At 70.2% G+C, this 12842-nt stretch carries 8 protein-coding genes; 3 read left to right on the forward strand and 5 right to left on the reverse strand.

All coding sequences use genetic code 11. The annotated features are described in order from the left end of the window. Window positions 1-11: 11 nt before the first annotated feature. Window positions 12-1205 (forward strand): NnrS family protein, encoded by a 1194-nt coding sequence (locus FG154_RS01205; RefSeq protein ID WP_145103581.1) that lies wholly within the window; start codon window positions 12-14, stop codon window positions 1203-1205. A gap of 135 nt (window positions 1206-1340) precedes the next feature. Next, on the forward strand, window positions 1341-2345 hold the full coding sequence (locus tag FG154_RS01210; protein ID WP_145103584.1) for a sensor domain-containing diguanylate cyclase: 1005 nt from the start codon (window positions 1341-1343) through the stop codon (window positions 2343-2345). Window positions 2346-2372: 27 nt separating this feature from the next. Here the strand turns inward: FG154_RS01210 and FG154_RS01215 are convergent, their stop codons facing one another. Genes FG154_RS01215 through FG154_RS01235 form a run of 5 tightly spaced genes read right to left on the reverse strand, consistent with a single transcriptional unit; the run spans window position 2373 to window position 10090 of the window. After that, complete coding sequence (locus tag FG154_RS01215; RefSeq protein WP_145103587.1) at window positions 2373-3788, reverse strand: hypothetical protein; 1416 nt, start codon at window positions 3786-3788, stop codon at window positions 2373-2375. Next, window positions 3773-4849 carry a family 8 glycosyl hydrolase gene (locus FG154_RS01220; protein WP_145103590.1) on the reverse strand — a complete coding sequence of 359 codons (1077 nt, stop codon included), beginning with the start codon at window positions 4847-4849 and terminating at the stop codon, window positions 3773-3775. The genes FG154_RS01215 and FG154_RS01220 overlap by 16 nt, the downstream gene beginning before the upstream one ends. Next, a complete protein-coding gene (locus FG154_RS01225) occupies window positions 4846-7011 on the reverse strand; it encodes a cellulose biosynthesis cyclic di-GMP-binding regulatory protein BcsB (protein ID WP_145103593.1) in 2166 nt (721 codons plus the stop codon). Before FG154_RS01225 ends, FG154_RS01220 begins: the two co-directional genes overlap by 4 nt. Next, window positions 7011-9377, reverse strand: a complete 2367-nt coding sequence (bcsA, locus tag FG154_RS01230; protein WP_145103596.1) for a UDP-forming cellulose synthase catalytic subunit — start codon at window positions 9375-9377, stop codon at window positions 7011-7013. The genes FG154_RS01225 and bcsA overlap by 1 nt, the downstream gene beginning before the upstream one ends. A 32-nt stretch (window positions 9378-9409) precedes the next feature. After that, window positions 9410-10090: a hypothetical protein gene (locus tag FG154_RS01235; protein ID WP_145103598.1), complete on the reverse strand. Its 681-nt coding sequence runs from the start codon at window positions 10088-10090 to the stop codon at window positions 9410-9412. Between the two features lie 390 nt (window positions 10091-10480). Here FG154_RS01235 and FG154_RS01240 point away from each other — a divergent pair, with 390 nt between their 5' ends. Further along, window positions 10481-12826 carry a putative bifunctional diguanylate cyclase/phosphodiesterase gene (locus tag FG154_RS01240; protein WP_145103600.1) on the forward strand — a complete coding sequence of 782 codons (2346 nt, stop codon included), beginning with the start codon at window positions 10481-10483 and terminating at the stop codon, window positions 12824-12826. Window positions 12827-12842 lie beyond the last annotated feature (16 nt).

Below are 12842 nucleotides of genomic sequence, written 5' to 3' on the forward strand. Positions count from 1 at the left end.
GGAGGCGGCCAATGGCCAGCGACAGACCCAGATCCTACACCGGACCAGCCGTGCTCAGCTACGGGTTCCGGCCCTTCTTCCTCCTCTCGGCGCTCTTCGCCGCCGGGGCCATCCCGGTCTGGCTGGCGGTCTGGAGCGGACGGATCGGGATCGACGGCCCCTTCTCTCCGATCGACTGGCACATCCACGAGATGCTGTTCGGCTATACGTCGGCCGTGATCGCCGGGTTCCTCTTCACGGCGATCCCGAACTGGACGGGCCGGATGCCGCGCCGGGGCCTGCCGCTGGCCGCCCTCGCCGCCCTCTGGATCGCGGGCCGCTTCGCCGTCGCCGGCGCCTTCGGCACCGATCCGCTCCTCGTGCTTGTCATCGATGCGGGCTTCCTCCTCGCCGTCACGCTCATGGCCGTGACCGAGATCGCCGCAGGGAAGAACTGGAAGAACCTCATGGTGGTGGGGCCCGTGGGCCTCTATCTGGCCGCCAACGTCCTCTTCCACCTCGAGGCGATGCAGCAGGGCGAAAGCGACATCGGCCGCCGCCTCGGCTTTGCCACCGTGACCTTCCTCATCATGCTGATCGGCGGGCGCATCATCCCGAGCTTCACCCGCAACTGGCTGGCCAGGGGCGGCCCGGGCCCCCTGCCCGTCCCCTTCGGCCGGTTCGACGCCGCGAGCCTCCTTGCTGCGGTGGGCGCGCTCCTGTGCTGGACGCTGGCGCCCGAAGCGATCCTGACGGCGGCCCTTCTGGCCCTCGCCGCCGCGCTCCACGGCGTCCGGCTGGTGCGGTGGCGGGGCCACCTCGTCTGGCGCTCGCCGCTCCTTCTCATGCTGCATGTGGCCTATGGCTTCCTGCCCCTCGGACTTGCCGCCACGGCGGCGGCCGCGGCGGGCTGGGCTTCGGCCCCGGCCGGGCTGCATCTCCTCGGGATCGGCGCCATCGGGGGCATGACGCTGGCGGTGATGATGCGCGCCTCGCTCGGCCATACCGGCCGTCCGCTCGAGGCCGGGCCAGCCCTGTCCGCAGGCTTTGCCTGCATCGTGGCCGCGGCCGCCGCCCGGACCCTGCTGGCCACGGCCGATCTTGGCGGGATCAACGGCTACAGCCTCGCTGCCGCCTTCTGGACCCTAGGCTTCGCGATCTATGTCGGGCGGATCGGGCCCTGCCTGCTGCGGCCCTCGCTGGGGCGGATACCGTCGAACGGATAGTCTTATCCGTAGGGGGTAATTCGTCGAAGGGTTGACAACCCGTCCGTAGGGGAGATTAGTTCTCACAACGGTCCGTGCCCGTCCGGGTGCCACGCATTTCCGCTGGGTTGGCCGCATCAGGAGCTTATCATAGGCATGTCCCTTACGGACAAAGAAGCAGCGCGGCTGGCTGCCCTCCAGCGCTACGAGATTCTCGATACGGAACCCGAGGTCGAGTTCGACCTGATGGTCGGACTTCTCAGATCGATCTATGCGGTGCCGATGGCGGCCATGACGCTGATCGACGATCAGCGTCTCTGGCTCAAGTCTCACTCGGGCGCGGTCGAGGTGGACATCCCGCGGTGCCATGCCTTCTGCGACCAGACGATCCGCGACAACAAGGTGGTGCAGATCGTCGATACGCTCAGCGATCCTCGCTTTCGCGACAATCCGTTCGTGGTGGGCGCGCCCCATATCCGCAGCTATCTCGGGGCGCCGCTGACCACGCCCGACGGCCACAACATCGGCACGATCTGCATCGCGGACACGATCCCGCGGGATTACACGGTGGTGGACCGCGAGGTGCTCTCCGACCTTGCACGGCTTGCGGTGATCCAGCTTGAACTCCGCCTGCAGGCGACCGAGGATCAGCAGACGACCGCCGCGACCCGCCGCGCCTTCCTGTCCGTGCTGCGTCGCGCGATGGACCGGGCGCGGCGAAACGGTCCGCCCTCGGCTCTTGTAACCTTCGACCTGGATCACCTGCGGCACGTCAACGACACGCACGGCCATGCCTTCGGCGACGTGGTGCTCGCCACGGTCGCGCGCACCATCCGCGGCATGATCCGCCGCGGCGACCAGTTCGGCCGGCTGAGCGGCGAGGAGTTCGGCATATACCTTGAGAATGCGACGCCCGAGGCGGCCGCACAGGTGACAGAGCGCCTGAGGCAGGCGGTCGAGGACACGCGCTTTCCCGGCCATCCCGAGGTGCGCGTGACGGCCAGCTTCGGCATCGCGCCCTGGTCGCCGGCCTACACCAGCGCCGAGGCCTGGGTTGCGGCCGCCGACACTTGCGTGAAGGCTGCCAAGGTGGCCGGCCGCAACCGGAGCGAGATGACTCTCGACAAGCGCGAGAGGCTCTCGCCGGGACTGCTCCACTGACCTCAGGCGCCGGCCGCCTCTGCGGCCCTATCGGCTCGCATTGAGGCCGGCGCGCGTCTCGGGCGTGGCGAGCTGGTTGTTCAGCTCGGTAAAAATCCTTTTCGCCTCAGTGCGCTTGCCGATGTTCAGCCAGGCGTAGCCCCTCAGGACCGCCAGATCGCGGCGCAGGCCGCCGGTCAGCTCCTCATAGGCGTCGAAGAAGGCGATGGCGCGTCGGTATTCCCTGAGCCGATAGGCGCGGACGCCGCGCTGGTCGAGGATGATCGCCTCGACCTCGCGCCGCTGCTGATCGGTCAGGTCGGTCGCGGCGGCGAGGCGTGCGGCCTCTTCGGTCATCTGCAGCGCAAGGAAGGCAAGCGCCTTGCCGAACCGCGCGTCGCGGGCGACCTGCGCCCCCAGGCGCCCCACGGCGGCCGGCTCGAAGGCCGCCAGCGCCTCGAGAGGCCGTTCGAGATTGTAGACGCACCATGCGCGCTCATAGAGCATCTCGGCCGAAGTCGCGCCGGTGGTCAGGCCCGTGCACCTGCGCCAGTCGCCTTGTTGTGCAGCGGCCCGGACCGCGGTGAGGCCCGCCCCGCCGCCCCGCGCCACGGCTGCAACGGCCGCCCCGCGGGGCTGGCCCGCCTGCGGCAGCCCGGCCTCCGACGCCGCCCTCTGACCCGGACCAGTGGCCGTGGTGGAAGCCCCGCCCGCCGGAGCGGAACTCCCGTCCGCGACCGCCTGCCCCCGTCCCGCCCTGAGGCGGCTTTCGAGAGCGCGAAGCGCCGGTCCCGAGTTCGGAAGCTGGCTGTTCGCCAGCCGGAACAGATCCGCCAGTTCCGCATCGCTGGCGACCGCTTCGGCCTTTTCCAGCGTCGACGTGATCTCGGCCGGCCCCGAGCAGGAGCCGATCACCCCCCGGTAACTCTGCACCGCCGCCGAGGTCTGGCCGGCCGCAGCCTGAAGCTCGGCCAGACGCCAGACATTGTTCACCCGGTCGCAGCGCAGGATCGCGGGCATGCGCCGGGCGATCTCGACCGCCAGAGCCGCATTGCCAGCATCGGCCGCGGCGTCGAAGGCCACCTGCGCCTCGGCCGTCTCGAGCAGGCGAACCATATCGGCCGGCGGGCTCCAGCCGGGAAAGTTGCGCGAGGTCTCATCCATCGTGCTGCGGGCGTCGGTCAACTCGCCGGCGGCAATCTGGCGATAGATCCGGTCGATCTCCGAGGCGGGGGATCGTTGCGCGCCCAGCGTCGAGAGATCCGAAGGCACGGCCCAATCGGGAAACTGGGCCCGCAGCCGCCGCAGCTCCGCCTCTGCCGCGCGTGTATCGCCGCTCGAGACATAGTAGTTCAGCGCCTCGAGATCCTGCGAGGTGGGCGACGCAGCCTGGGCAAGGGCCGCCCCTCCGGCGACAAGCAGGACCAGCGTCAGGCGGCGCAGGGACATCATATCGGAGCGCATGCGGAAAAACCTTCCACTTGTGCGACGAGCGTCATCAGATGCAGCGTCGCGGGATAGTAGGGCTGCCGCGCGTCAAAGGGCGGGATGGCCGCGCCGGGCCGCCCGGACAGCGCACAGTCGGCCAGAGCGGGCACCGAGGCGAAGCCCGGATCCGCCGACCTCTCGAGCAGGGCGCCGGTGTCGCGGTCAAAGACGACGGGGGTTCCGGTTCCGGGTTCTGCCTCTCGCTGCACCTCGATGAAGCGGCGAAGGGCGGGGTTCGCGGTAAGGCCGGACCAGAGCAGGAAGAGCGGCACGCGCATCGCGTCATAGCCACTGTGCGCGGACAGACCCTTGGCCGGCAGATCCTCCCCCGTGGCCGTCACCAGCACCCAGTCCGGCGCGAGACCGAGCCCGCCAATCCAGAGGGCGCCATCCCGCGCGCATCGGGCCAGCCGCTCTTGCCCGCTGAAGGCGGCAAGCTCGGTCATGGCGCGCGGCATGTAATAGGACGGGTTGAGCACCACCCCCTCCTCGGTCTCGAAACCCGTGGCGCCCGGCAGCAGCACCAGCCGCTCGGACCCATCCGGGTGCGGGCGGACGCAGTGCAGCGCGATGGCGCGGGCGATCTCGGTCGCGCGCTTGGCCAGGTCGGCGTTGCCGAACCGCTGGGCGGCCAGCGCAAGACCCCAGCCGTAGAACAGGTCGCCGTCGGTGGCGTTGTTCTCGTCGGGCACCGCGAGCGTCACGCCCGGCAGCCAGCGCCAGCTCAGCAGCTTGTCGTCACGGCGGGCAAGGTTCGTCTCGGTCCAGTCCACGATGCGTCGCAGCGCCGCCTCGTCCCCGAAGATGGCCGCCAGCGCCGCACCATAGCCCTGCCCCTCGGAATGGCTGGCGTTCTGTTGCGGGCCATCGATGATCCGTCCGGCCGGCAGCAGGAAGGCCGCCTTCCAGCTCTCCCAGGCGGTCTGGAGCGGATGATCGGGCGGCAGCACCGCACCGCTCTCCTGGGCCAGGAGCCGCCCTGCCGGAGAGGCAAGGGCCGTGGCGGCGGCGAGCCGGAGAAGGGTGCGACGTCTCATGACCGGCTCCTCGCGCGGGTGCGCAACACGAAGGCCACCGCGATGGCGGCGCTGATCCAGGCAAGCCCCAGCATCCCGCCGAGCAGCAGGGGCGGGCGGGCCGAGGCCACGTTGCCCACCACGCTGCGCACGTTCGAGAGGCTCACGGGCTCTTGCAGTTGCGGCATCAGCCCCGGAGCGGACCAGCTCGACCAGCTGCCATCCTCGGCCAGAAGCGACACCTGCCCGCGCGGCCCCAGTGGCGAGTGCACGGCCACGGCGAGCGCCTTGGCGACCTTCGCAGGCTCGGCGCCCGGCCCGAGCACCACCCAGAGATGGCCCGGCTCGGGCGCCAGCAGCAGGGCGATGCCTTTGCGCGCGGCAAGCCATTCGGCCAGCTCTCCGTCGCCCGGCCGCACGAGGCGGCGCACCCCGTCGAGCGCCGGCTCGAGCGTCGCCAGCGCGAAGGCATGCGCCCGGTCAAGCCAGTTCGACTCGACCAGCGCCGGCATCGTCCTCTCTCCCGGTGCGGCGCCCAGCGGAGAGAGCGGGTCTGCCCCCGCATCGGGCGCCGTCACCTCCGGGATGTCGAGGCGCATCACGCTGGATGGCAGCAGGGCCATCGCCAGAAGCCGCGGCGTGAGACCTTCCTCTGCCAGCGGCATCCGGCCCAGATCGTGGATCCCCGCCACCGTCATGCGCACCTGCCCTCCTCCCGCCGCATCGCGGAAGGCAGACATGAAGGGCAGCGCGCGCGCAAGCGCCTCGGGTGTAGCGGGCTGCACCGCCTCTGGCGAGAGCTGCGCAAGATCCTGCGCCATGTCCGCCATCCGCATCCGGGGCGAGGGCGGCACCGTCAGGTCGGTCGTGTCCAGGATCGCCAGCAATTCTCCCTGCCCGGCCGGACAGGGCTCGTCGGGCGGGTTGCCCGGAATGATCGCCTCGAACGCGAGGCGGTTCGCGCCGGGGCGCAGCAGCCGGGCCGGGAACGGGATCTCGAGCCGCGGCTTCTGCGGGGCCGCCTCACGGTCGAGCGGCAGCATCCGCACCGTCGTGCCATTGACCTTCACGAGAAGCAGCGCGCCGTCAGCCAACCCGTCGGCAAAGCCGTAGTCGATGCCGATGCGCGCCTTCTGGCTGGCCAGCAGCAGCCAGTCATCGGGCAGGCGGAAGTCCAGCTTGCGGTAGAAATACCGCTCCTCGGTGACGATCGTGGGCACGCCGAGCGCCGCAAGCGTCGTGGTCTGCCCCGGCGGCACCTGCGGCAGCATCGGCGGCGGCAGGGCGGTGGCGGCCTGAAGCATCTCTTCCACCAGCCCGAGCCTGGGCGCGGCGCCGGCCCGATGCTCGATCACAAGCACAAGGGCGCCGTCGCCGCCGCGCCGGATGGTGGCGCGGTCCGTGTCCGATCCAAGCAGCGTCACACGCGCAAAGGACCGGCCCGCGCTGGCCGACCAGGGCCGGGCCAATGCGATCGGCAGCGCCTCGTCGGCCAGCGGCCGACCGAGGATCTGCGCAAGCTCGCGCAGGCTGTCGGCGTCGGGCCTCTCGGCGGCGCGGATCTCGATCGGGCGGCCCGAGGCCGCCTGCGCGGTCAGGGCAGCGATGAAGGCGTTCGGCCCGGTGCCCAGCGCGGAACCCGTCAGGGCAAGGCCGCTCTGGCTCAGGTCGATGTCGGTCCAGAGGTTGAACTCGGCATCGGCGCCGCAATAGATCCGGTGGCGATGCTGGGCCTCGATCGTCACGAGATTGTCCCCGGCCCGGGCGGCCGTGCCGAGCGGCATCTCGACCGCACCGAGCGCGCCGAACTGCCGCGGCTCGAAACTGCCGATCTCGGCACCGTTCAGGCGCACCACGATGCGCGAGGCCTCGGGCAGGACGTCTATGCTGCTGCGCTGCGCAAGCGTGAGGGTTCCGCCAAGCGCCTCTTGCGGCAGGAACAGGCGGAACTTGGCCTGCGCTTGCTGACCCTGGATCCGCAGCACCGGGCCCGGCTGCACCGTCTCGAGCACCGGCCGCAGGGGCAGGAGCCACGGCGCCGCCGGCTCTGGCGTGGCGGCCGGGGCAAGCTGCGCCTGTTCCTCGGGCGTGAGCCCGTCGATCACGATCATGGGCGCCTCCTGCGCCCGCGAAGCCTGCAGCGGCACCGCGAGGAGAAGGCAGGCCAGAAGCGGCGCGCGCATCAGTTTGCCCCCCATGCGACCGGGCCGGGCCGCGAGGCAACCTGCGCCGTCGGGTCGAGCAGATCGTCCTGCCAGTCAGCCTCGGCGGCGAAATCGGTGCCGAAGGCCAGAAGATGCGCCTGACGCTCCACCGGCTCTTCCCGGCGCCGTTTCCGCCTTGCAGGCTCGGCGAGGAAGTCGCCCGCCGTGCTGGGCAGGCTGGCCAGCGCCTTCCACAGGATGCGGACGATCCCGCGCACGAGACCCATCGGCTGCGAGGTCGCCTCGCGCATCGTGCGCCAGTGGGCGCTTTCCCCGAAGATCAGGTAGGCCACCGTCTCGCGGACCGCGATCGGCTGATCGGCCTCGAACACCATGCCGATCATCACCGTCCCTCCGTCGCGCCGCGCCGATCGGATCCGGCCCCGCACCATCCGCTCGAGCTGCGGGGCATCGGGGAACTTCGGCTGGAACTGGATCATGCCGCCCGGCTCGATCGCGGGCCGCGGATCGCCCGATCCCGGCAGGCGCAGCAGCAGCCGGACGCCCCGCGTCGAGGCATCCAGAACCGTGGCCGAGAGCGGGCGGTTGCCGAAGGCGGGCAGCTGGGCTTCGGCCGGCACCTCCATATGGACACGCGGCGCGGTGCGCCGTTGCTGCTTTTCGGCCACGGCGCGCAGGGCAAAGCCCACAAGCACGAAGTTGAACAGGGCCCAGCCGCCCACGACAAGAAGCACGGACCGGTCGCCGGGGAAGGCGACCCAGCGCACGACGCTTGCCGCCACCCCCGCCGCACAGAGCAGGAAGGTCAGCAGCAGGGGCCGGTAGATCGGCGAAATGTAGTTCTCGCTCAGCGTCTCGTCCTTGGCGGTCACGGCGAAGCGCGCCCCGCGCGGGCGCAGCAGCGTGCCGATCACGGCGCGGGAGAGATAGGGCGCCTGCGCCACCTCGTACACCTCCGAGACAAGCGGCCATCGCTGCCGCGAGAAGAGCGCATTCTGCACGAGGAAGCTTACCGCAAGGTAACCGGGCATGTAGGCCAGCACCTCCTCGAAGGTGGCCACGAAGACCTGAACGCCGAAGAAGAGATAGATGAGCGGCGCGATCAGGAAGGTCATCCGCACCAGCGGGAAGAACCAGAAGCTCATCGAGTTGAGGTAGCACAGGCGCTGCGCGATCCCGAGTCCGGGCCGGAAGAGCGGGTTCTTGAGCCGCAGCATCTGCATCATCCCCGTGGCCCAGCGGCCCCGCTGCTGGATGAAGGAGGCGAAGGTTTCGGGCTGCAGCCCCGCGATCATCGCCCGGTCGATATAGAGGCTCTTCCAGCCGCGCGCGTGGATCTCGAGCGCGGTTTCGGCATCCTCCGTGATGGTCTCGCCGGCAAAGCCCCCCACGTCGTCCAGCGCCCGGCGCCGCAGCACCGCGGCCGAGCCGCAGAAGAAGGCCCCGCCCCACCGGTCGAGCCCGCGGTGGATCTTGCCGTAGAACATCTCGTTCTCGGGCGGGCAATCGTCGCCAAGCGCGAGGTTGCGCTGGATCGGATCGGGGTTGATGAAGAAGTGCGGCGTCTGGACGAGGAACAGCTTCGGATCCTCGACGAAATAGCCCACCGTCCGGGCGAGGAAGTCGCGGCTGGGCACATGGTCGGCGTCGAAGACCACGACAAGGTCGCCCTTCAGCCGTTCGAGCGCGGCCGACATGTTGCCGGCCTTGGCATGTTCGTTGCGCTCGCGCGTCGAATAGACCACCCCCAGTTCGCGGCAGAGCTGCTGGAGTTCCCGCCGCCGCTCCTGCGCCTGCCGGGCAATCTCGGGATCGGGCGAGAGGCAGCGCTGGTCCGTTCCGCCGTCGTCGCACAGCACCACCGTGCGCAGCCGCGCCGGGTAGATCATGTTCTTGGCCGCGGCGAGCGTCACGCTCAGCATGTCCGCCGGCTCGTTGTAGGAGGGCACGAGGATGTCCACCGTCGGCAGATCCTCGGGCTGCACCTGCGGCGGGAAGGGTCGGTCGGTCGGATCGGCGCTGAGGAAGCCGTTCAGGAAGAAGATGCCGATCGAGAAGGTCTCGACCGCGAAGAGCAGCAGCGCGAAGACGAAGGACGGGTCCAGCGCGGGCGGCGGCAGGGTCTCGAACAGGCGCCAGAACCAGTAGCGCATCACCAGCATCGAGGCGGCCGACAGCAGCAGGAACCGCGGCACCATATGGTTGGCAAAGGGCTTGAGGAGGGCGACGAGCAGAACCGCCGACAGCGCGATGAGCCCCTGCGACGAGGGAGCGACGGGCGCCGCGGCCAGCAGCGCGAAGGGCACGAGCAGCGCCGCCCACATGAGGAACAGGAACAGCGGCAGGACACGGCTTCGGGCGCGGGCCGCGGCTCGGTCGGTCATGGGCGGGTCTCCGGCAGGGTCAAGGCGGTGGCTCACTGGGTGGGGGCGGCAAGAGGCGAGAGGTTGCGGCGGCTGCCGGTGGCCGTTCCGGCCTCGGGCGCGGGCGCCGCCAAGCCGAGGCTTGCGGCGTCGATCGGACGCAGCGCCTCGTCGGTTCCGCCGCGGGTGCAGTTGCGCATCATCACATCCAGCGCCTCGGTCCGCGGGGGCAGCGGCCGCGCGGTGGGCGGCATCCGCCGCATCGCCAGCACGCAGACCGTATCCACACCCATCCGCCGCTCGGCATAGACAACCGTCCCGAGCGCATCCTCACGCGTGTTGAGCGCGCTTTCGCTGGTCCGGCCGAAGGGCGCGGGCAGCCGGCCCTCGGCATCTGCGAAGGAGGCAAGCTGCAGCCGCGGCAGCACCGGGCCCGCGGCGGCGCGCGCGCGCAGCAGCATCATGTTGTCGCCCTCGAGCGTCGTGGCGTTGGGCAGCGCCACGCGCTGTTCCACATCGCCGCCGAGATCACGCTCCTGCACCAGAAGGGCGCCGGGGACCGCCACCCAGCGGCGGCTGTCCGGCACGCTGCGGAACTCGGTCGTCTCTTCGCGGATCGAGAGGGCCGGCCGACCGGGGATCGACGTCTCCTGGCAGGCGGCGATGGTCAGAAGCGCCGCCCCGAGCAGAAATGCGGGCCTCAGCGGGGCGCGAAAAGTGCAAGCCTGTGTCATCCGTGCTCCGTCACAGCAGATCCGAACGCGACCTTCCCCGACGGGAGGACTCAAGCGATCTGCATCGCATTCCTCGTCCTTTGTCGCTACTTTTTATCAAAACGAGCCTACCTGAATTCCCTGACTGTTGTAGCACTGCATCCTTAAGGAGATGTAACGCCAGAAATACAGGCCTGCGGCGCGCACGCCTCATACGAAATGGAGAATGATGGTGACTTCCTTGCCGTGCCGACGCAATATGTTGAGGGCCTTGAAGACCTTCTCGATCTGATCTGACCGGACCCCGCCAGCGGGGCTCTCCTCTAACGGTTTGACAGTGCCTTCGGCTGTGCTCTAGGTTGAAACCACGGTCGGGTCCCTCCCCGCCTGAACAGAAGACGAAGCCGATCGATGACGGGCAAGGGACAGGGTGGATCATGGGTGCCGACGGTCGTTTCCTCGACCGGGAACGGCAAGTTTCATGCCAGCCCGGCGGCACTGGGCGTCATCGACCTGATCGGCCGGCTGCTGCGGTCGCCCGATGCGGCCGAAATCCAGGAGGCTCTGGCGCATGTGGCCCTGAGCTGCGGCGCGGATGTGGCGCAGTTCTGCCGTGCCGTTCCGGGAGGCGATCTGGAGACATGCCACCACTGGGCGCGCGACCCGGCCGCTGACCCATCCCGAACCGGTCTGGCCCTGCCCGCGGGAGAGAAGCCCCTGGTGCTGCGCGACCGGGCCGAGGCGTCGGATGCGGCGCTGCGCGCGCGGCTTGAGGCGGCGGGGCTGCGGTCGGTCGTGGCGATACCGGCGCCGCGGCATGAGGCGCTTGCGGGCAGCCTCCTGCTGGGCTGGCGATCCCGGGGGCCCGGTCTGCCGCCCGAAGATCTCGCCGTTCTGCAGTCGCTGGCCGAGGCGATGCTGGCCGCAGCCGAACGGCGCGACCACGAGGGACGCCACGCCCTGTCCCTGCAGGCGCTTCAGGACGACCGGATGTTGCTCGAGGCGATCCTGCGCACCAGCAACTCGGCCATCATCGCCTTCGACGGCGAAGCCCGGATCGTCTTTGCCAACGAGGAAGCCGCGGGCCTTTTGGGGACAGAGCTTGAGCGGCTGCGGGGATGCACGCTGGAAGGCATCGGCTGCCGGCTGCTGTCACGCGACGGCGAACCGCTCTCGCCCGAGGCGATGCCCGTCCGGCAGGCGATGGCGGAAGGCCATGCGCTGCGCGGGCTCCACCATGTGCTGATCGGCGCCGACGGGCGCCAACGCATCCTGTCGGTCAATGCCGCGCCGGTCGCGGGCGGCGACGGCGGCGGCGGGGTGCGCGTCGTGGCGACGGTGGATGATGTCACCGGCCAGGTCTCGGCCGACAGCGCGCTGCGGACCGCGCTGGCCGAGGCGCATCAGCTTGCCTTCTTCGATCCGCTGACCGGGCTCTACAACCGCCGCGGCGTGGTCGAGGTGCTGCGCGACTGCCTGCAGATCTGCGCGCGGGAAAACTCGTGCCTCGCCCTGCTCTACATCGACATCGACGGCATGCGGCAGGTGAACGGCACCCGCGGGCACTGGCTGGGCGACCGGGTGCTTCAGGCCCTGGCCGCGCGACTCGAGGATCTGCGGCAGGACGGCTGCGACCTGGGGCGGATCTCGGCCGACGAGTTCGTGTTCACCTGCAGCGAGAGCCATCCCGATCCCGCCAGCGCCGTGGCCGCCGCCGAAGCCTCGGCCGAGCGCGTGCTGACCGAGCTGCGCAAGCCGCTGGTCGTGGATGGGCTCACCATCGAAATCACCGTCTCGATCGGTCTCGCCGCCATCACGGCCGAGGACACGGTCGAGGGCCTGCTGAAGGGCGTCGATCTGGCGGTCATGGCCGCCAAGGCCGCCGGCGGCGACCGCGCCTGCGCCTACCGCCCCGACATGGAACAGGACATGGTCGGGCGCGTGGCGCTCGCGCAGGAATTGCGCGAGGCGATCCGGCGCGACGAGTTCCGCATCTTCTTCGAGCCGATGGTCCGGCTGGGCGAAGGCGGCCTCGAGGTGGTCGGGCAGGAGGCGCTGATCCGCTGGCAGCATCCGGTGCGCGGCCTGCTGTCGCCCGTGGCCTTCATCCCCTTCGCCGAGGAAACCGGGTTCATCCGCGACATCGACCGCTGGGTCCTGCGCGCTGCGGCGCAGGAGCTGGCCCGCTGGGCCGGCGATCCCGACCGGCGCCACCTGCGGCTGTCGATCAACATAAGCTCGGCCCAGTTCCTCTCGGACGAGTTCGGACAGATGGTGCGCGAGGTTCTGGCCGAGACGGGGGTCGATCCGACCCGCGTCGAGCTTGAGGTGACCGAGGGCACGCTGCTGTCGAACCTTGGCCTTGCACGGGCCACCATGATGGATCTGCGGTCCCTCGGCCTGTCGATCGCGCTCGATGACTTCGGCACCGGCTTTTCCTCGCTCAGCTACCTGCGGGACCTGCCGGTGGACGTGCTCAAGATCGACCGGAGCTTCCTTGGCGGGCTTGCGGAGTCGAAGGCGAACCGGACGATCCTCGAAGGGATCATCGGCCTCGCCTCGGGTCTGGGCGTGGCGCTGGTGGCCGAGGGCGTCGAGACGACGGCGCAGTTTGCCTGGCTGCGCGCCAAGGGGTGCCGGACCTTCCAGGGCTATCTCTTCGGGCGCCCGACGGATGCGCCGCAGCTGTCCCTCCCCCCCGAGGTCGAGGCTCTGGCGGCGCCGGCGGTCGAACGTGCGGCGCTGGGACAGGGCTGACGACGGCCACGGGCGA

The sequence above is a fragment of the Cereibacter sediminicola genome, from assembly GCF_007668225.1.
Taxonomy (GTDB): Bacteria; Pseudomonadota; Alphaproteobacteria; order Rhodobacterales; family Rhodobacteraceae; genus Cereibacter_A; species Cereibacter_A azotoformans.